The 19,692-nt window shown below is 70.3% G+C and carries 18 protein-coding genes; 13 read left to right on the top strand and 5 right to left on the bottom strand.

Annotation, left to right across the window (positions count from 1 at the left end; translation table 11 throughout):
* Nucleotides 1-35: 35 nt before the first annotated feature.
* The 10 genes from rlmN (at nucleotide 36) to FXO19_RS02360 (ending at nucleotide 10,600) form a co-directional block, all read left to right on the top strand.
* Nucleotides 36-1,190 carry a dual-specificity RNA methyltransferase RlmN gene (rlmN, locus tag FXO19_RS02315; protein ID WP_255516258.1) on the top strand — a complete coding sequence of 385 codons (1,155 nt, stop codon included), beginning with the start codon at nucleotides 36-38 and terminating at the stop codon, nucleotides 1,188-1,190.
* Nucleotides 1,177-1,995, top strand: coding sequence for a type IV pilus biogenesis/stability protein PilW (gene pilW / locus FXO19_RS02320; protein WP_149193433.1), 819 nt, complete (start codon nucleotides 1,177-1,179; stop codon nucleotides 1,993-1,995). Before rlmN ends, pilW begins: the two co-directional genes overlap by 14 nt.
* Nucleotides 1,992-2,840, top strand: coding sequence for a helix-turn-helix domain-containing protein (locus FXO19_RS02325; protein WP_149193434.1), 849 nt, complete (start codon nucleotides 1,992-1,994; stop codon nucleotides 2,838-2,840). Before pilW ends, FXO19_RS02325 begins: the two co-directional genes overlap by 4 nt.
* A gap of 108 nt (nucleotides 2,841-2,948) precedes the next feature.
* A complete protein-coding gene (locus tag FXO19_RS02330) occupies nucleotides 2,949-3,581 on the top strand; it encodes a YfgM family protein (protein ID WP_149193435.1) in 633 nt (210 codons plus the stop codon).
* A gap of 14 nt (nucleotides 3,582-3,595) precedes the next feature.
* Nucleotides 3,596-4,780, top strand: coding sequence for an outer membrane protein assembly factor BamB (bamB, locus tag FXO19_RS02335; protein ID WP_425481435.1), 1,185 nt, complete (start codon nucleotides 3,596-3,598; stop codon nucleotides 4,778-4,780).
* A gap of 169 nt (nucleotides 4,781-4,949) precedes the next feature.
* Entirely contained in the window at nucleotides 4,950-6,365 is a 1,416-nt protein-coding gene (gene der, locus FXO19_RS02340) for a ribosome biogenesis GTPase Der (protein ID WP_149193437.1), read from the top strand.
* A gap of 33 nt (nucleotides 6,366-6,398) precedes the next feature.
* The gene (gene mobA / locus FXO19_RS02345; RefSeq protein ID WP_149193438.1) at nucleotides 6,399-6,992 is read left to right on the top strand and encodes a molybdenum cofactor guanylyltransferase; all 594 of its coding nucleotides are present in this window, start codon (nucleotides 6,399-6,401) and stop codon (nucleotides 6,990-6,992) included.
* Nucleotides 6,993-6,999: 7 nt separating this feature from the next.
* Entirely contained in the window at nucleotides 7,000-8,223 is a 1,224-nt protein-coding gene (locus tag FXO19_RS02350; protein WP_149193439.1) for a molybdopterin molybdotransferase MoeA, read from the top strand.
* Nucleotides 8,224-8,252: 29 nt separating this feature from the next.
* Nucleotides 8,253-9,449 (top strand): molybdopterin-synthase adenylyltransferase MoeB, encoded by a 1,197-nt coding sequence (gene moeB, locus FXO19_RS02355; protein WP_255516283.1) that lies wholly within the window; start codon nucleotides 8,253-8,255, stop codon nucleotides 9,447-9,449.
* Between the two features lie 113 nt (nucleotides 9,450-9,562).
* Entirely contained in the window at nucleotides 9,563-10,600 is a 1,038-nt protein-coding gene (locus FXO19_RS02360) for a DUF2272 domain-containing protein (RefSeq protein WP_149193441.1), read from the top strand.
* 28 nt (nucleotides 10,601-10,628) lie between these two features.
* On the opposite strand, the gene FXO19_RS02365 is transcribed toward FXO19_RS02360, so the two are convergent.
* A complete protein-coding gene (locus FXO19_RS02365; protein ID WP_149193442.1) occupies nucleotides 10,629-11,399 on the bottom strand; it encodes an alpha/beta hydrolase in 771 nt (256 codons plus the stop codon).
* Nucleotides 11,400-11,401: 2 nt separating this feature from the next.
* A complete protein-coding gene (locus FXO19_RS02370) occupies nucleotides 11,402-11,725 on the bottom strand; it encodes a DUF1244 domain-containing protein (protein ID WP_187775589.1) in 324 nt (107 codons plus the stop codon).
* A gap of 102 nt (nucleotides 11,726-11,827) precedes the next feature.
* On the opposite strand from FXO19_RS02370, the gene folD reads away from it, so the two are divergent.
* The 3 genes from folD to guaA all read left to right on the top strand — a co-directional run bounded on the left by folD (nucleotide 11,828) and on the right by guaA (nucleotide 16,298).
* Nucleotides 11,828-12,703 (top strand): bifunctional methylenetetrahydrofolate dehydrogenase/methenyltetrahydrofolate cyclohydrolase FolD, encoded by an 876-nt coding sequence (gene folD, locus FXO19_RS02375; protein WP_149193444.1) that lies wholly within the window; start codon nucleotides 11,828-11,830, stop codon nucleotides 12,701-12,703.
* A gap of 464 nt (nucleotides 12,704-13,167) precedes the next feature.
* Nucleotides 13,168-14,625, top strand: a complete 1,458-nt coding sequence (guaB, locus tag FXO19_RS02380; protein ID WP_149193445.1) for an IMP dehydrogenase — start codon at nucleotides 13,168-13,170, stop codon at nucleotides 14,623-14,625.
* Between the two features lie 68 nt (nucleotides 14,626-14,693).
* On the top strand, nucleotides 14,694-16,298 hold the full coding sequence (gene guaA, locus FXO19_RS02385) for a glutamine-hydrolyzing GMP synthase (RefSeq protein WP_149193446.1): 1,605 nt from the start codon (nucleotides 14,694-14,696) through the stop codon (nucleotides 16,296-16,298).
* 105 nt (nucleotides 16,299-16,403) lie between these two features.
* Here the strand turns inward: guaA and FXO19_RS02390 are convergent, their stop codons facing one another.
* From FXO19_RS02390 to FXO19_RS02400, 3 genes are read right to left on the bottom strand one after another with little or no spacing between them, the layout of a single operon-like run.
* Complete coding sequence (locus FXO19_RS02390) at nucleotides 16,404-17,375, bottom strand: ABC transporter ATP-binding protein (RefSeq protein WP_149193447.1); 972 nt, start codon at nucleotides 17,373-17,375, stop codon at nucleotides 16,404-16,406.
* Nucleotide 17,376: 1 nt separating this feature from the next.
* Nucleotides 17,377-18,456 (bottom strand): FecCD family ABC transporter permease, encoded by a 1,080-nt coding sequence (locus FXO19_RS02395; protein ID WP_223115406.1) that lies wholly within the window; start codon nucleotides 18,454-18,456, stop codon nucleotides 17,377-17,379.
* Nucleotides 18,453-19,649: an ABC transporter substrate-binding protein gene (locus FXO19_RS02400; protein ID WP_149193448.1), complete on the bottom strand. Its 1,197-nt coding sequence runs from the start codon at nucleotides 19,647-19,649 to the stop codon at nucleotides 18,453-18,455. Before FXO19_RS02400 ends, FXO19_RS02395 begins: the two co-directional genes overlap by 4 nt.
* Nucleotides 19,650-19,692 lie beyond the last annotated feature (43 nt).

Below are 19,692 nucleotides of genomic sequence, written 5' to 3' on the forward strand. Positions count from 1 at the left end.
CACCGCGTCCGCAAGCGGACGCCGGGACGGCTGCGGTGTCCGCCGGCGCGGCCAGGCAGAACCTGCTCGAGCTGGACCGCGCGGGCCTGGAACGCTTCTTCGTCGAGACCCTCGACGAGAAGCGCTACCGCGCGCACCAGGTGATGAAGTGGATCCACCACCGTCACGTCACCGCGTTCGACGAAATGACCGACCTGGGCAAGGGATTGCGCGCCAAGCTCGAGGCGCATGCCGAAGTCCGCGTGCCGCAGATCCAGTTCGAAAAGCCCTCCACCGACGGCACCCACAAGTGGCTGCTGGCGATGGACGGCAAAAACGCCATCGAGACGGTCTTCATTCCCGACAAGGGGCGCGGCACCCTGTGCGTGTCCTCGCAGGTCGGCTGCGCGCTGAACTGCCAGTTCTGCTCCACCGCCACCCAGGGCTTCAACCGCAACCTGTCGACCGCCGAGATCATCGGCCAGGTCTGGGTGGCGGCGCGGCACCTGGGCAATGTCCCGCACCGCGAGCGCAAGCTCACCAATGTGGTGATGATGGGCATGGGCGAGCCGCTGATGAACTTCGACAATGTGGTCCGCGCGATGAGCGTGATGCGCGACGACCTCGGCTACGGGCTCGCCAACAAGCGCGTCACCCTGTCGACCGCCGGCATGGTGCCGATGATCGACCGCCTGGGCGAGGAGAGCGACGTGTCGCTGGCGGTCTCGCTGCACGCCGCCGACGATGCGCTGCGCAGCGAACTGGTGCCGCTCAACCGCAAGTACCCGGTGGCCGAGCTCATGGCCGCGTGCCAGCGCTACGTGCTGCGCAAGCGCGGCAGCTCGGTCACGTTCGAATACACCATGATGAAGGGCGTCAACGACCGCCCCGAGCACGCGCGCCAGCTGGCGCGGCTGATGCGCGGCTTCGACAACGCGGTACAGATGAAGGACGCCGCCAAGGTCAACCTGATCCCGTTCAATCCGTTCCCCGGCACCCGTTTCGAGCGCTCGCCGGAGACCGACATCCGCGTATTCCAGAAACTCCTGCAGGACGCGCGGGTGCTGACGACCGTGCGCCGCACCCGCGGCGACGACATCGACGCCGCCTGCGGCCAGCTCAAGGGGCAGGTCGCCGACCGGACCCGGCGTCAGGCGGAGTTCCGCAAGCGGCTCGCCGCCCCGGAGGGAGAGGCGGATGCCGCTGCGTAGCGCACTGGTGCTGGGCCTGTTGGCAGTGCTGCTTTCCACGGCGTGTTCGCGCCTGTCGTTCGTCAAACCCAGCGCCAAGCGCGGCGATTCCGAGCAGGTCGCGCAGCGCTACGACGTCAGTGGCACCGCCGAGAGCCGGCGACGGTCCGAGAACCGCCTGCGCCTGGCCCGGGCCGGGCAGGCGCTCGCCAATGGCGAACCCGAAACTGCCGAAAAGCTGGTCCGCGAGGCGCTCAAGGCCGATCCGGGCGATGCGGAGGCGCTGACCCTGATGGCCCTGCTCGAGTCGCGGCGCGGGCGCAGCCAGGAAGCCGGCGGCTACTACGCCAGGGCCGCCGAGCTGGCGCCCGCCAGCGGCCGGGCGCAGAACAACTACGGCGCCTGGCTGTGCGGCAACGGGCGGGCCGCCGAGGCGATGGCGTATTTCGACAGAGCGCTGGCCACGCCGGGATACCCGGAGCCGGCCTCCGCGTTGGCCAATGCCGGTGCCTGCGCCGAAGCGGCCGGGCAACCCGAGCGGGTCGAGCGCGACCTGCGTGCGGCGCTTTCGCTGCAGCCGACCAATGCCGTGGCGTTGTCAGCGATGGCCGAATACCAGTACCGTAAGGGGAGTTACCTGGAAGCACGTGCATTTTCGCAGCGCCGCCTCGCCGCGGCGCCGGCGTCAGCCGACGTTCTTCTATTGGCGTCACAAATCGAGGAAAGACTCGGCGACAAGGCCGCCGCCGATCGCTACCGTCAGCGTTTGGGGAAGGAGTTCCCGCAGGCGTTGTCCGCACAACCCGGGGAAAGCAGACAACCATGACTTCTGCAGCGAATGCAGGCATGCCCGAGCAGGGCTGCGGCGATCGCCTTCGTGAGGCGCGCGCCGCCGCCGGCTTGGACATCGCCGATGTGGCAGCAAAAATGCACGTTCCGGTTCGGGTCGTCGAATCGCTCGAGGCCGAGGACTGGGGGCGCTTGGGGGCGCCGGTATTCGTCCGTGGACAGTTGCGCAGTTATGCGCGGGCGCTCGGCCTTCCGCCCGACGCGCTGCTGCCGGCGCAGGCATCCACTCCGATCCAGCCGCCGCAGCTCGAACCACGCACCTTCACCTCTCCGCTGCAGCGGTTCGCCGAACAGGCCGCGCGCCGCCTGGTCTATGTCGTGATCACCGCGGCGATCGCAGTGCCGGTCTGGATGGTGACGCGTCAGCATGTGGACAGCGATCCGCAGGAAACCGCATCGCTCGACATTGATCCCGGTCGGGGCCAGGCCGCTGCCGCACCCGGACGATCATCGCCTTCGTCGCAGGCCGAACAGCAACCGTTCGTGGCTTCGCTGACGCCGATCCAGAGCCGGAAGTCGCAGAAACCCCGCTCGCCGGAACCGCAACAGCCCTCGGCGGCGGCGCTGACGTTGCAGTTCAGCGACGACAGTTGGGTGGAAGTGCAGTCGGCCGAAGGCCGCTCGCTGGAGCAGGCGCTGGTCCGCGCCGGCGAACGTCGCAGCTACGCGGCCGGCGAAGTGGGGCGCATCGTGCTCGGCAATGCCGGTGCGGTCGAAGTGCGCCGGTACGGCCGCGTTCAGGATATGACGCCCTATCAGCGAGCGAACGTCGCACGCTTTACGGTATCCTCTGACGGTTCGATGGCACCAGCGACCGAGTAACGTCCGCCACGGCCCGCCACGCGGGTCCGCGACACGCAGACACGGGCCCGGCAGCGGGCCCGTTTCCCATGACAGGGCCCGCGCCCGGCGCGCAGGGCGAGAGACAGTATGGCGATCGAAATTCTCGACGAACACGAACAGGGCGAACGGGTCCGTGAATGGCTGCGACGCAACGGATTCGGACTGTTTGCCGGCGTGGTGCTCGGGCTGGGAATAATCGGTGGCTGGCAGTGGTGGCAGCGGCACCAGCACGGTGAGCGCGTACAGGGCGGCGAGCGCTACCAGGCGGCGCTCGCCAGCATCCAGGCCGGCGATCTCGACGCCGCCCGGAACCAGGCGCAGGAGCTGCGGAAGGGCGGCGTCTACGGCGCCCTGATTGCCTTCGACCTGGCCAAGGCCGAGTTCGAAGCCGGCGACCGCGAGGCCGCCATCGCCACGTTGCAGCAGGCAGCCGATGCCGCCGGTCCCGCGCTCGAGCCGATCCGCCGCCAGCGCCTGGCGCAACTGCTGATCGATGCGGGACAGGCGCAAGAAGCGGCGACCCTGCTCTCGGACGCCGCCGACGCCACCGGGCTCGAAACGCTGGGCGACGCCCGGTTCGCGCTCGACCAACGCGACCAGGCGCGGCAGGCCTACGAGGAAGCGCTGCGACGGATGGACGTCGCGGCGCCGCAGCGCCGCCTGGTCGAACTCAAGCTCACCCAAGCCGGCGGCAAGCCGTCCCAGCCCGAGACCATTTGATGAAGCCAGCGAAGATCAAGCCACATTCCCTGCTGCTGCGCACCGCCGCGGTGCTGCTATGCGCGATCGCGGTGTCGGGTTGCAGCACGATCCGTGGCTGGTTCGATGGCGACGACGACGAGGTCAATACCACCGATCCGGCCGAACTCACCGATTTTACCCCGTCGGTTTCGGTGTCGCGGATCTGGACCGCCTCTGCCGGCAAGGGCGAGAAGCGGATCGGTGCCGGGCAGGCTCCGACCGTGGCCGACGGCCGCGTCTATGCCGCCGCGATCGAGGGCGGCGTGCGCGCGTTCGACCTGCAGAGTGGCGCCACGCTCTGGCACCACGAATCCGACCTCCGGCTCTCCGGCGGCCCGGGTGTCGGCGAGGGCCTGGTCGTGGCCGGCGGCCTGGAAGGCGATGTGCTGGCGCTGGACGCGGAGAGCGGCAGCGAACGCTGGCGCGCCAGGGTCGGCAACGAAGTCATTGCCGCGCCCGCGATCGGGCAGGGCATCGTGATCGTGAGGTCCAACGACGGTCGGGTGACCGCCTTCGATGCGGCCAGCGGCGAGCGTCGCTGGTTCTGGGTCCGCGACCTGCCGCCGCTCACCGTGCGCGGCAACGACGCACCGGTGCTCGGCCCGGGCTACGTGTTCGTCGGCAACGACGACGGCACCGTGGTCGCGCTCGGCCTTGCCGATGGCCGTCCCATCTGGGAACAGGCCGTCGGCCAGCCCGATGGCCGGACCGACCTGGAACGCATGACCGACATCGACGGCAGCCCGGTCCTGGACGAGACCATTCTGTACGCCAGCAGCTACAAGCAGCAGACCATGGCGATCGAAGCGCCGAGCGGCCGCCCGCTGTGGTCCAGCGACCGCGGCGGCGCCGGTCGCATCGGGCTCGGCTCCGATCGCCTGGTGGTCGCCGACCCGGCCGGAACCGTCTGGGCGCTGGACAAGAACGGCGGTTCTGCCCTGTGGCAGCAGGACGTGCTGGCACGACGCAACCTCAGCTCGGCGGCGGTGCAGGACGGCCATGCCGTGGTCGGCGATTTCGACGGCTATCTGCACTGGCTCAAGCTCGAGAACGGCGAGCTGGCGGCGCGCACCCGCGCCGGCCGCGCCGCCATCAAGGGCGCTCCGGTCATCGCCGATGGCATTCTGGTGGTGCAGAACATCAAGGGCGACCTGAGCGCTTACCGGCTGGAGCAGTAAAAGCCGGGAATCGAGAATAGGGAATAGGGAATCGGCCACGGCCGACCCCAGCGACACCGCGGTTCCCGGCCCTGTCGCTCACGCCTCCCATGACGGGGCGGCGTGAACCATGCCTTCCGCCGTCCTGTTTTACGATTTCCCATTCCCGATTCCCCATTCCCGGCCCCCAATGCTCCCACTCGTCGCCCTTGTCGGCCGCCCGAACGTCGGCAAGTCGACGTTGTTCAACGCGCTGACCCGCAGTCGCGACGCGCTGGTGCATGATCAGCCGGGGGTGACCCGCGACCGCAACTACGGCGTCTGCCGGCTCGAGCCGGAGCGCCCGTTCGTGCTGGTCGATACCGGCGGCATCGCCGGCGAGAACATCCATCTCGAAACCGGCGGGCTGGCCGGCGCGACCGCGCGCCAGGCCCGGGCCGCCGCGGACGAAGCCGACCTGGTGCTGTTCATCGTCGACGGCCGCGAAGGCCCGACGGCGCTGGACGACGAGCTCGTACAGTGGCTGCGCAAGCGCGACCGGCCGGTGCTGCTGGTGGTCAACAAGACCGATGGCATCGATACACGCGCGGCGATGGCCGAGTTCGCCCGCTATGGATTCAGCGATGCATTGCCAGTGTCGTCGGCGCACCGCCAGGGGATCGACGAACTGCTGGCCGAGGTCCTCGGGCGCCTGCCGGTGGACGGCGACACCGAGGTGCTCGACGAGGATCCGGAACGCATGCGCGTGGCCTTCATCGGGCGGCCGAACGTTGGCAAGTCGACGCTGGTGAACCGGCTGCTCGGCGAGGAGCGCATGATCGCCTCGGAGGTGCCGGGCACCACCCGCGACTCGATCGCGGTGGACCTCGAACGCGACGGCCGCAAGTACCGACTGGTCGACACCGCCGGCATCCGCCGCAAGGCGCGCGTGGAGGAGGCGGTGGAGAAGTTCTCGATCGTCAAGACGCTGCAGGCGATCGAGCACTGCCAGATCGCCGTAGTGTTGCTGGACGCCAGCGAGGGCGTCACCGACCAGGATGCCAGCGTGCTCGGCGCGGTGCTCGACGCCGGCCGCGCGCTGGTGGTCGCGGTCAATAAATGGGACGGACTGACCGCCTACCAGCGCGAGCAAACCGAAGCGCTGCTGTCGCGCAAGCTGGTGTTCATGCCGTGGGCCGAGGCGGTGCGGATCAGCGCCAAGCACGGTTCCGGACTGCGCGAGCTGTTCCGCGCGATCCACCGCGCGCACGCCTCGGCGATGCGCGAGTTCGGCACCTCCGAGGTCACTCGCGCGCTGGAGGCCGCCTACGCGGCAAGCCCGCCGCCGACGGTGCGCGGCCATGTCGCCAAGCTGCGCTTCGCCCACCCGGGCGGCAGCAACCCGCCGACCTTCGTGGTCCACGGCAACCGCCTGCGCACGCTGTCGGACAGCTATCGCCGCTATCTGGAGAATTTCTTCCGCAAGCGCTTCAAGCTGGTCGGCACGCCGGTGCGGTTCGTGTTCAAGGAAGGCGAGAACCCCTACAAGGACCACAAGAACGTACTGACCGAGCGCCAGGTCGAGAAGAAACGGCGGCTGATCCGGCACGTCAAGCGAAAGGGCTGACATGGCCGAGAGGGGGCGCAGGTGCCAGGTGGCATGAACGCACGACCTCCGGCGCTCGGCCAGGAGGCCGTAACGCTCGGTATGCTCGCCGGCGGCCGCGGGCTGCGGCTGGGCGGCGCCGACAAGGCCTGGCTGCGCCGCGATGGCGTGGCCCAGGTGCAGCGCCTGGCCGCGCGGTTCGCGCCCGAGACGGGCGCCGTGCTGGTCAGTGCCAACCGTGCAGCCGAACGTTATGCCGCCGTCGGTCTGACCATGGTTGCCGACCGCACACCCGACGTCGGACCGCTCGGCGGGCTCGATGCGCTCGCGCAGGCGTGCGGCAGCGACTGGCTGCTGACTGTCCCCGTGGACGTGGTGTCGGTCAATGACTGCCTGTTGCCGAGTCTGGCCGCTGCCGGCGGCACGGGGGCGTATGCGGTCGACGATGACGGCGTGCAGCCGCTGGTCGCGCTGTGGCGGGTCGAAGCCCTGCGACGGGCGGCCGCCGCCGCGATCGCATCCGGCGATCTCGCGGTGCAGGTACTGCAGCGGCGGCTGGGCATGGCAGCGGTGCGGCTGGCCGGCGTACGCTTCGGCAATCTCAACACCCCGGAGGACCTGGCCGCAGCCGGCTTCGACCCGGCATGAGCCCGACATGAGCGACTTCCCGACCCGCATCACCTACGCCGCTGCCTGCGAGATCGTCGATGCCGTTGCCATCGACAGGCAACGGCCGCCCGAACGCTGTGCGCTGCCGCGTGCACATGGCCGGGTGCTCGCGGCCGACGTGCATGCGGTGCTGCAGCAACCGCCATTCGACAATTCGGCGATGGACGGGTTCGCGCTGCGTCACGCCGACCTGGGCGACGGCGACACCACACTCGAGCTGGCCGGCGAGCAGTTCGCCGGCACCGCGCTCGACCTGCACATCGGCCCCGGCCAGTGCACGCGCATCACCACCGGCGCGCCGCTGCCCGCCGCTGCCGATACCGTGGTGATGAAGGAGAACGCCGCCGTCGACGCCAATCGCGTGCGCGTGCTGGTGGCGCCCGGACCTGGGCAGCACGTTCGCCGCGCCGGCGAGGACAGTGCCGTCGGCGACCGTCTGCTGCAGGCGGGCGACGTCCTGTCGCCGTCGCGGGTCGCCCTGTGCGCATCGCAGGGCATGGCCGAGCTGGAGGTCCGGCGGCGGCCGACGGTCGCGGTCTTCACCACCGGCGACGAACTGGTGGAGCCCGGGCTGCCGTTGCGGCCGGGCGAAATCTACAACTCCAATCGCGAGCAGCTGATGGGGCTGCTGCGGGCCGAGGGCCTGGAGCCGGTCGCCTGGCCGACGTTGCCGGACGATCCGGGGACGATCGAATCGGCCCTGCGCCACGCCGGCAACGCCTTCGACCTGGTGATCACCTGCGGCGGCGTCTCGGCCGGCGAGAAGGACCACGTGCCCGCGCTGCTGCAGGCGCAGGGACGGGTGCGGTTCTGGAAGGTGCGGATGAAGCCGGGCATGCCGTTGCTGCTGGCCGAGGGTGGCCGGCTCGGCGACGCGCTGTTCCTGTGCCTGCCGGGCAACCCGGTCTCGGTGCTGGCGACCTGGCTGACGCTGGGACGCCGGCTGCTGGACGGCCTGCAGGGCCGGCGCGAGCCGCGGCTGCGGCTGCACGCGCGCCTGGGCACCGACTGGCACAAGGGCCATGAGCGGCTGGAATTCCTGCGCGGCCGGCTGCATTGCGGCGACGACGGCGTGCTGCGGGTCGAGCCGAACCCCGCCGACGGCTCGCACCGGATGCGCGCCGCGGCCGATTCCGACGCGCTGATCGTGCTGGCGGAAGGTCCGCGCGACTATCCCGTCGACAGCGTGGTGGAAGTGCTGCCGTATTGAGCACCTCGCAGAGCGGAGCGAGCTCCGCTCTGCGGCGGGATGCACCGCAGCGTTCCCGTCCGGGCGCTGCGCAATCGCGCGATAATCGCCGCATGGCGATCCTGGAAATTTCTCCGCGCGAGGCCTACCGGCGACTGGCCAGTGGCGTGCGCCTGATCGACGTGCGCGAGGAGCACGAGCGCGTGGCCGGCATGGCACAGGGTGCGAGCGGCGTCGAACGGGCGGAACTGGAGCGTGCGCCCGATCGCCACGCGCCGGTGCGCGACGCGCCGCTCATGCTGATCTGCCAGGGCGGCGCTCGCTCGCTGCAGGCGGCGCAGGCGCTGCAGGCGCAGGGCTATGCGGATCTCGCCTCGATCGCCGGCGGCACCACGGCCTGGCAGGCGGAAGGCCTGCCGATGACGGCGCCGGAGCCGGGCGTCGACATCGATTTCCACGAACGCTATTCGCGCCACCTGCGCCTGCCGGAGATCGGCCTGGCCGGGCAGCAGCGGCTGCAACAGGCCCATGTGCTGCTGCTCGGCGCCGGCGGCCTCGGCTCGCCGGCGGCGTACTATCTGGCCGCGGCCGGCGTCGGCCGCCTGCGGATCGCCGACGACGACGTGGTCGACCGCAGCAACCTGCAGCGGCAGATCCTGCACACGGAGGATCGCATCGGCACGGCCAAGGTCGCCTCCGCCGCGGCCACGCTCAACGCGCTCAATCCGCGCACCCGGATCGATGCCGTCGCCGAGCGCGTGACCAGCGCCAACGTCGAGCGCCTGCTCGAGGGCGTCGACGTGGTGATCGACGGCGCCGACAATTTCCCCGTCCGCTACCTGCTCAACGACGCCTGCGTGAAGCTCGGCAAACCGCTGGTCTACGGCGCGGTGCACCGGTTCGAGGGCCAGGCGAGCGTGTTCGACGCCGGCCGCAGGCGCGGCGAAGCGCCCTGTTACCGCTGCCTGTTCCCGGAGCCGCCGCCGCCGGAGGCCGCGCCCAACTGCGCCGAGGCCGGAGTGCTCGGGGTGCTGCCCGGGGTCATCGGCCTGATCCAAGCCACCGAGGCCATCAAGCTGCTGCTCGGGCTCGGCGATCCGCTCAGCGGCCGCCTGCTGCATTTCGACGCGCTGGCGATGCGCTTCCGCGAGACCCGGCTGACGCCGGACCCGGACTGCCCGTTGTGCGCGCCGGGCCGCGAATTCCCCGGCTACATCGACTACGCGGCGTTCTGCGCAGCGCGCTGAGCGCGGGACGCGCGGACGGCACTGCGGGGAGTCTTCACATCCGCTGCGGCACGATGCAGGCGAGGCGGGCAACGAGGCTGTCCGTGTCGCGCTGACTACCGACAGGAAGTTCGATGTTCCGGATGTTGTGGTTGCTGTTGACGCTGACGGCCGTGCCGGCACTCGCGGCCGACGTCTGCCCGATCCTGCGCACCCAGACCGGCGCGTCCCAGGCCGCCACGCGGATCGCGGCGTTCGCCTGCGAGGAGCATCAGCTGTGGCATCGCCCGTTCATCGACGCCGACGGCCGCCTGGCCGGGTCGACCGTGCGCGAGGCCGAGACCGGGCTGCTCGCCAACGGCGAGCAGGCCTGGCGGCGCGTCGCCGGCTACTGGCGCGACAGCGGACTGCTGGGGCAGGCGGCGGGCCGCCCCGGCGCGGTCGAGTGCGGCTATGCCGCGATGGGCGGTCCGCCATCGGCGGGCTGCCGTGCCTTCATCGTCGACGCGCCATGGTCGGCGGTGTTCGTGTCGTGGGTGCTACGGCGCGCCGGGCTACCGGGATTCGCCGCCGCCGCCAACCACCTCGCCTACGTCCGTGGCGCCTATCGCGGCCCCGAGGCCAGCGCCTATCGCGTCGCCGATCCGGCCACCGCGCGTCCGGCGCTGGGCGACCTGCTGTGCCACGTGCGCTCGAATCGTCAAATCTACGGCTTCGGCGGGCTCGCCAGGCTGCTGAGTGCGGGAGAAGCGGGGCTGGGCATGCACTGCGACATCGTGGTCGCGGTCGATCCGGATCGCGACGGCCTGGCCTACCTGGTCGGCGGCAACGTGCTCGACGGCGTCACCATGCGCCTGCTGCCGCTCACCGGCGGTGGACGGTTCCGCGACCTGCCGATGCGGCGTCTCGACGCGCCGGCGTGCACGCCCGACGCGCCGGCGGCCTGCAACGCCAACCGGCAGGACTGGGCGGTGCTGCTGCAACTGCGGCCGCAACAGGATCTGGCGCGCCTGACGCCGCCGCCCTCGTTGCCGGCGGCGACCTCTCCGGCGTCGCCGGCGATGCCGGCGCAGCCAGCGGGCACTCCGGCCGGCTGCTGCGTCCATTGCGTCGCCGGCGATACCAGCGTGCCGCGTTGTCCGAAGGGTGCATCGCCAGGAGGTGACCGGTAGCCCGGGTGGCCCGCGGCGCGTTCGCGGCTCAGCGCAGGAAGCGCGCCAGCGCCTCGCCGTAGCCCGGCTGCAGATGGATATCGTTGTGGCCGGCCTGCGAGAAATCGACCACCGTGGGTGTACCGCGCCACGAGGCGATCAGGCGATCGGTATGTCGCGGCGGGATCACGGCATCGTTGCCGGCGCGCAGGATCAGCAGCGGCCCGTCGTAGCGCGACAGCGAGGCCACGGAGTCGTAGCGGTCGCGCAGCAGCAGGCGCACCGGCAGCCAGCGATAGTGGCCCTGGGCGACGGCGGCGAGGCTGTCGAACGGCGTGACCAGGACCAGCCGCTCGACGTCGCGATGGGCGGCGACATGGCTGGCGATGCCGCTGCCCAGGCTGCGCCCGATCAGCGCGATGCGGCCATGCGGATGGCGCCTGCGCACCTCGTCGTACAGGGCAAGGGCGTCGGCGAGCAGGGCGGATTCGCCCGGGTTGCCGTCGCTGGCGCCGTAGCCGCGATAGGCGAGCAGGTAGCTGCTGCGCGCCGGCAGCCACGCGGCGAGGTCGTCGCGGTTGTCCTCGATCCGCTCGGCATTGCCGCCGAAATACAGCACCGCGTCGGTCTGGTGCGGATTCACGATCCAGCCGCGCAACACCGCATCGCCACGGTCGAGCTCGAAGTCGGTGTCGGCGGCATCGCCGCGGGTGAACTGCGGGAAGTACATCAATCCACGCTGCTGCACGTACATCAGCACGCAGATGCCGAGATAGAGCAGGCCAGCGACGGCGAGCAGCCCCAGCACCGCCTTGGCCATCGTCAATCGTCCTTCGGGTGCGCGCGCTGCGCGGCTTCGAACGCCGCCAGTTGTTCCGGCGTCGTCGGCGCCTGGTGCCGCGTTTTCCAGTCCGCGAAGGGCATGCCGTAGATCGCTTCGCGCGCCTGGTCCCTGGTCATCGCGACGCCGCGCGCCTCGGCCGCCTCGCGATACCAGTCGGCCAGGCAGTTGCGGCAGAAGCCGGCCAGGATCATCAGGTCGATGTTCTGCACGTCGGGCCGCGTTTGCACCAGGTGCCGCAGCAGGCGGCGGAAGGCAGCGGCTTCTATTTCGGTCGTCGTGGAATCGCTCATCGTGTCTTCCATGCGCATCTCGGGGGCTGTGACAGGATCGCGCCCATGGCGCGCGCCTACAAGCACGGCGCTGAATCGGGGACAATACGGGCCGTTTTCAGCAGATCATCCCGTATGACCGAGCCCGCCCCGCACCAGGCCCGCATTCTCGACGGCAGACGCGTCGCCGACGCGCTGCTCGACGAGCTGCGGCTGCGGGTGGATGCGCGGGTCGCCACCGGCGCCGCGCGGCCGGGACTTGCCGTGGTCCTGGTGGGCGACGATCCGGCTTCGCGTTCGTACGTGCGCAACAAGCGGCGCGCGGCCGAGAAGGTCGGCATCCGTGCGCTGGACTTCGACCTGCCGGCCGGCACCGGGGAAGGCGAGCTGCTGGCGTTGATCGACCGCCTCAACGCCGACCCGGACGTGCACGGCATCCTGGTGCAATTGCCGCTGCCGGGCATTCCCGACGCCACCCGCCTGATCCACCGCATCGATCCGCGCAAGGACGTCGACGGCTTCCACCCGGAGAACGTCGGCCACCTGGCGCTGCGCCAGTTCGGCCTGCGCCCGTGCACGCCGCGCGGCATCACCACGCTGCTGGCCTGGACCGACCGTCCGGTACGCGGCCAGAGCGCCACCATCGTCGGCGTCAGCAACCACGTCGGCCGGCCGATGGCGATGGAGCTGCTGATTGCCGGCTGCACCGTCACCAGCTGCCACCGGTTCACCCCGGCTGACGTGCTGCAGCGCCACGTCGGCGAGGCCGACATCCTGGTCGTCGCGGTCGGGCGGCCGGGGCTGATCCCGGGGGAGTGGGTCAAGCCGGGCGCGGTGGTGATCGACGTCGGCATCAACCGGCTCGAGGACGGGCGGCTGGTGGGCGACGTCGGCTTCGCCGAGGCCTCGTGCCGCGCCAGCTGGATCACCCCGGTGCCGGGCGGAGTGGGGCCGATGACCGTGGCCACGCTGATGCAGAACACCCTGGAAGCGGCCGAAAACCTGAACTGACCGGAGCCCAAGCCGTGCAGGCGGGAACGGATGCCGTCTAAGCGACGCGCGCATGGCACGATCGCCCTTCCCCCGCTTTGCGGGGAAGGGGACGGGATGGGGGTGACGCAGCTGAGAGTTCGGGCACAACCGTAAGCGACCGGAAAAGCCGGAACACCCGCGTCGTCATCCCGGCGAAGGCCGGGATCCATTTTTGACGTTGCCCGGAAAGCCGGTGGATCCTGTTCGGCGGTAGAAAGCCGTCGAGATGACAGGACTGGGCGAGGATGCCTTTCTGGCTGGAAGAAAATGGCCGATGCCTCCGATCGGCAGTCCCGACGGCCTGCCCCCATCCCTTCCCCCGCAAGCGGGGGAGGGCACATGTGCCATGCGGGAGTCCCTTCGGGACGCTCCGAATCAACGGTGAGGCCGCGGGCGTCGGTCGTAGCGGATATAATGGCGCGCTTCCCCTCCCCGGACCGCTCATGCTGCGCATCCTGGCCGAAGCGCTCACGTACGACGACGTTTCCCTCGTTCCCGCCCATTCGCAGGTCCTGCCCAAGGACGTCTCGCTCGCCAGCCGCCTGACCCGCGACCTGCGCCTGAACCTGCCGATCCTCTCCGCGGCGATGGATACGGTGACCGAGGCACGCCTGGCCGTCGCCATGGCCCAGCTCGGCGGCATCGGCATCCTGCACAAGAACATGTCGGCCGAGCGCCAGGCCGCGGAAGTGGCGCGGGTCAAGAATTTCGAGGCCGGCGTGATCCGCGAGCCGTTCACCGTCGGCCCCGACACCACCATCGGCGAAGTGCTCAAGCTCACCCGGGCGCGCAACATCTCCGGCGTGCCGGTGGTCGACGGCGGACGGCTGCTCGGCATCGTCACCGGGCGCGACATGCGCTTCGAGACCCGGCTCGAGGATCCGGTGCGCAACGTGATGACGCGCAAGGAGAAGCTGGTCACCGTGCGCGAGGGCGCCAGCGACGAGGAGGTGCTGCAGCTGCTGCACAAGCACCGCATCGAGAAGGTGCTGGTGGTCAACGACGGCTTCGAGCTGCGCGGCCTGATCACCGTCAAGGACATCCAGAAGGCACGCGACAACCCCAACGCCGCCAAGGACTCCGACGAGCAGCTGCTGGTCGGGGCCGCGGTCGGCGTCGGCGGCGACACCGAGCGGCGCATCGAGGCGCTGGTGGCGGCGGGCGTGGACGTGGTGATCGTCGACACCGCGCACGGGCACGCGCAGGGCGTGATCGACCGGGTCGCCTGGACCAAGAAGACCTTTCCGCAGGTGCAGGTGGTCGGCGGCAACATCGTCAGCGGCGATGCCGGGCTGGCGCTGATGGATGCCGGCGCGGACGCGGTGAAGGTCGGCATCGGCCCCGGCTCAATCTGCACCACGCGCATGGTCGCCGGCGTCGGCGTGCCGCAGGTGACTGCGGTGTCGATGGTCGCCGATGCATTGCAGGATCGCATCCCGCTGATCGCCGACGGCGGCATCCGCTTCTCCGGCGACATCGGCAAGGCGATTGCCGCCGGCGCCTCGACGGTGATGATCGGCGGCCTGTTCGCCGGCACCGAGGAATCGCCCGGCGAAACCGAACTGTTCCAGGGGCGCAGCTACAAGAGCTACCGCGGCATGGGCAGCCTGGGCGCGATGGAGCAGGGCTCCAAGGACCGCTACTTCCAGGACGCCAGCGACGCCGACAAGCTGGTGCCCGAAGGCATCGAGGGCCGGGTGCCGTACCGCGGCCCGCTCAGCGGCGTGGTCCACCAGCTCGCCGGCGGCCTGCGCGCGACCATGGGCTACGTCGGCTGCGCGAACATCGAGGAAATGCGCAGCAAGCCGTCGTTCGTGAAGATCACTGGCGCCGGCCAGCGCGAGAGCCACGTGCACGACGTGCAGATCACCAAGGAACCGCCGAACTACCGCATGGGCTGACGCTTATGCGGCGGGATTGGTGATTCGTGATTGGTGATTCGATAAAAGCAGAGGCTCAGCGAGGAAATATGTCGGGCGTTTCCGAATCACCAATTACCACTCACGAATCACGGCTCCACGCCGACAAGATCCTCATCCTCGATTTCGGCGCGCAGTACACGCAGCTGATCGCGCGGCGCATCCGCGAGATCGGCGTGTACTGCGAGGTCTGGGCCTGGGACCACGATCCGGCCGAGATCGCGAAGTTCGGCGCCAAGGGCATCATCCTCTCCGGCGGCCCGGAATCGACCACTGTCGAAGGCGCGCCGTGTGCGCCGAGCGAGGTGTTCGACTGCGGCCTGCCACTGCTCGGCATCTGTTACGGCATGCAGACGATGGCCGCCCAGCTCGGCGGCGAGACCGAAGCCGCCGACCAGCGCGAATACGGCCATGCCGAAGTGGAGCTGACCGCCCGCGACCGGCTGTTCGACGGCCTCGCGGACCATCCGGGTCCGCCACCGCGGCTGGACGTGTGGATGAGCCACGGCGACCACGTCTCCAGGGCGCCACCGGGCTTCACCGTCACCGCCAGCACCGGGCGGGTGCCGGTCGCGGCGTTCGCCAACGACGAGAAGCGCTGGTACGGCGTGCAGTTCCACCCCGAAGTCACCCATACCAGGCAGGGCCTGGCCCTGCTCAGGCGCTTCGTTACCGATATCTGCGGCTGCGACACGCTGTGGACCGCGGCCAACATCATCGGGGACCAGATCGCGCGCGTGCGCGAGCGGGTCGGCGACGACGAGGTGATCCTCGGCCTGTCCGGCGGCGTGGATTCCTCGGTGGTCGCCGCGCTGCTGCACAAGGCCATCGGCGACCAGCTCACCTGCGTGTTCGTCGACACCGGCCTGCTGCGCTGGCAGGAGGGCGACCAGGTCATGGCCACCTTCGCCGAGCACCTCGGCGTCAAGGTCATCCGGGTCGATGCCCACGAGCGCTATTTCAGCGCATTGCGGGGCGTGGCCGATCCCGAGGCTAAGCGCAAGGTCATCGGCAACCTGTTCATCGAGATCTTCGACGAGGAGGCAGGCCGGCTGGCGAACGCGAAATGGCTGGCGCAGGGCACGATCTACCCGGACGTGATCGAATCGGCCGGCAGCAAGACCGGCAAGGCGCACGTGATCAAGAGCCATCACAACGTCGGCGGCCTGCCCGAGCACATGAAGCTCGGCCTGGTGGAGCCGCTGCGCGAACTGTTCAAGGACGAGGTGCGCCGCCTCGGCGTGGAGCTGGGCCTGCCGCGCGAGATGGTCTACCGGCACCCGTTCCCGGGCCCTGGTCTGGGCGTGCGCATCCTCGGTGAGGTGCGGCCGGAATACGCCGACCTGCTGGCGCGTGCCGATGCGATCTTCATCGAGGAGTTGCGCAAGGCCGACCTGTACGACAAGACCAGCCAGGCCTTCGCCGTGTTCCTGCCGGTCAAGTCGGTCGGCGTGGTCGGCGACGCGCGCGCCTACGAGTGGGTGATCGCGCTGCGCGCGGTGGAGACCGTCGACTTCATGACGGCGCACTGGGCGCACCTGCCGTACGAGTTTCTTGGTCGCGTCTCAAATAGAATTATCAACGAGTTACGCGGTATTTCTCGCGTGGTTTATGACATCAGTGGCAAGCCGCCCGCGACGATCGAGTGGGAGTGACGGGGGTTCGCCGGTCGCTCGGCAGGACGCCAGCGGAGCATGGGCGATCACGCCCATGGCGCGGCGCCTTTGCCCTGACTCGCAGCCCGTTGGAACGGTCCCTCGCTAGCGCGCCGCCAGCAGCGCCAGGATCTCCGCGATGTTCCCGGCCTCCCGCTCTCCGTCGACGCGCCACCGTCCCGGCGCGGCCGGGGTGATGCGGTGTGCCGTTTCCGCCGGATGCGCGGCCAGGCCATAGCCGCGCCGGCGCAAGGCGCGCGCCAGCCAGGCGGTCGCCACGTCGTCTCCCTCGACGTAGACGGACAGGCCGGCGACGACCGAACTCTCGAAGCGCCCGGAGGCCAGCGAGAACGCCAGGTTCTCCTGGTTGAAGGCGTCGCCGACGGCGCCGGACAGCGCCACGTCCTCGGGCGTCCCGTCGATGAAGCGTCCCTGGCCGGGCAGCAGCCACAGGCGGTCGGCGGTCTGCAGCGACAGCTCCAGGTCGTGGCTCGACAGGATGATCGTCACCCCTTTCTCGGCGGCGATCCGGCGCAGCATGTCGATGATGGTGACGCGGCTGGGCAGGTCGAGGAAGGCGGTGATCTCGTCGAGCAGCATGACCTCCGGCTGCTGCACCAGGGCGCGCGCGATCATCACGCGCTGCCGTTCACCGTCGCTGAGGCTGTCGACCGTGCGCCCGGCCAGGTGCGCGCCGCCGACCTGCTCCAGCGCCGCCGCCGCGATGCGGCGGTCTTCCGCGGTCAGCACGCCGGCCCAGCCCGTGTACGGCTGGCGGCCCATCTCGACCAGGTCCATCACGCCCAGCGCGCCGACTTGCGGCCGCTCGGTCAGTACTACGGCGATCCGGCGCGCGCGCTCGACGCCGCGCAGCGAACGCACCGGCCTGCCGTGCAGCAACACCTCGCCGGCGACCGGCGCCAGGAATCCGCCCAGCGTGCGCAGCAGGGTCGACTTGCCTTGCCCGTTGCGGCCGAGCAGGCAGACGAACTCGCCGGGTGCCACCGCAGTGACTTGCGGCAGCGTCGCCAGCACCTTGTGGTCGTAGCCGATCTGCAATCCGTTCAATGCCAGCATGTCATTCCCCCGCCGCGCGCAGGCTGCGCGACTTGAGCAGCAGCACGATCACCACCGGCGCGCCAAGGATGGCGAGGATCGCGTTCAGATGCAGGAAGTGCTGGCTCCACGGCAGGTGCACGACGAAGTCCGCCGTCAGCGCCAGCAGCGCGCCGAGCAACAGCGTGGCCGGGATCAACGCGCCGATCCGCGCCGATCCGAGCAGCCCGCGCGCCAGGTGCGGCGTGATCAGGCCGATGAACGCCACCGGCCCGCAGAACGCGGTCACCGGCGCCGCCAGCAGGATGGTGGACGCCAGCACCAGCCGGCGCAGCCGCGGCACGTTCACGCCCAGGCTCTCGGCATAGGTCTCGCCGAGCAGCAACGCGGTGAGCGGCTTGGCCAGCCAGACCGCCAGGGCGAGCCCGACCAGCAACGGTGGCAGCAGGGTCGCGAAGTCCGGCCACACCACCGAGGCGAAGGTGGCGTCGTTCCACGACGAGAACAAACGCGACTGGGTGCGGTTGGTGAAGTGCAGTAACACGCTGATCAGGCCCTGCGCCAGGAAGCCGAGCATCAGGCCCAGCACCAGCAAGGTCACGGTGTGCACGCGCCGCGCCATCGCCGCCATCGCCAAGGCGACCGCCAGGGTGCCGAGCATCGAGCCGGCGACGATGCCGACGCCGGCCAGGCCGGTGATCAGTGCCAGCGCCGCCGGGCCGACCACGGCGCCGGCGACCACCACCAGCGCGGCGCCGAACTGGCCGCCCGCCATCAGGCCCAGCGACCAGGCGTCGGCCAATGGATTGCGGAACAGCGTCTGCATCAGCAGCCCGACCAGCCCCAGCGCCCCGCCGCCGACGACCGCTGCCAACACGCGCGGCAGGCGCAGCTCGACGACGATGCGCGACTCGGTGGAGCCGCTGCCGAAGTCCGTGAGACCGCGCAGCACCTCGGCCGGCGACAGCACCACCTGGCCGATGGCCAGGCTGGCCACCAGCGCCGCAAGCAACGCCAGCAGCAGCGCGGCGATCGTCAGCAGCGGCGGCGACGTGCGGCGCTCCGGCGCCGGCGCCGCCACGAGGGCTTCTGCGCGGTTCACTGGTATTGCCCCTGCGGCAGCGGTTTGAGGAACCGGAACGGCTCGTCGACCAGGTCCGGGTGCAATGCCTTGACGAAATCCGCCAGCACCCAGTCCGGTCGCACCAACGCGGTCTGGTACCAGTCGTAGGCGTTCTCCGCCGCCACGGTGCGCCCGGTGTTGCCGAACAGGCGCCCCTCGCGCCAGGCACGGAAGCTGCGCTCGATCGCCGGATTGCGCGGCGGGACCGCATGGATGTCGCCGACCAGCCAGACGTCGGCCTCGTCCGCCAGTGGCAGGATCGCTTCGGTGGAGACGGTCTCGGCCGAGTACCGGTTCGGATCCTCCGCGCGCGCCATCAGGTTGATGCCGCCAGCGTCGGCGATGTAGCTGGCCTCGGCGCCGCGCACCGTGGCGATCCAGCGGTCGGCGCCGTTCGGATAGGCCCACAACACCCGGGGCTTCGGCTGGTCGGCGACCTGCGCCTTCAGTTCGGCGACGCGCGCTTCCACCGCGGCGAAGATCCGCTCGGCGCGCGCCTCGGTGCCGGTGAGGATGCCGTAGAGACGGATCCATTCGGCGCGCGCGAGATAGTCGTGCTCCTCCTCCGCCAGCGTCGGCAGCACCGCGATGCCCAGCCCCTGCGCGCGCTGCATCACCGGCGTATGCGCCGGATCGCTCAGGCGCATCAGGAACACGTCCGGCGCGATCGCGAGCAGCACGTCCAGGTTCGGCGGCGCGTGCCAGTTGTAGCCCACCTGGCCGATCTCGCCGGCCTTGGCCTTGCGGCGGATCTCGTCGTCGTAGGACGCCAGCCCGCCCACGGCCACCAGCCGGTCCTCGACGCCGAGCTGGCCGAGGAAGGCCTCGTCGGAACCGGCATTGCTCGCGATCCGACGCACCGGCGTGCGGATCACGGTGGCGCCGCGCAGGTCGCCGCGCAGCGCCGGCGCCGGGCCGTCGAGCGGGGCCAGCACCACCACCGTCGCCGGCCCGTCCTGCGTCGCACCGGTCTCGTTGGCCGTCGACGCCTTCAGGCGCGCCACCACGAAGCCGTCATGGCGCTCCAGCGCCAGGTTGCGTGCGTGCCGCAGCGGAATCGGCTGGCCCGGCTGCACCGACTCCGCCGCAGCGGCGGGTCCGGACCGATCGCAAGCGGTCACTCCCCATCCCATCGCGAACACGGCACCCAGGACAAGCAAACGGTGGTTCATCGGACCTCCCCAACTTGATGGAACCGGCCGGCACCGCACCGTG

Source organism: Luteimonas suaedae (assembly GCF_008312895.1).
In the GTDB taxonomy this organism is placed as follows: Bacteria; Pseudomonadota; Gammaproteobacteria; order Xanthomonadales; family Xanthomonadaceae; genus Luteimonas; species Luteimonas suaedae.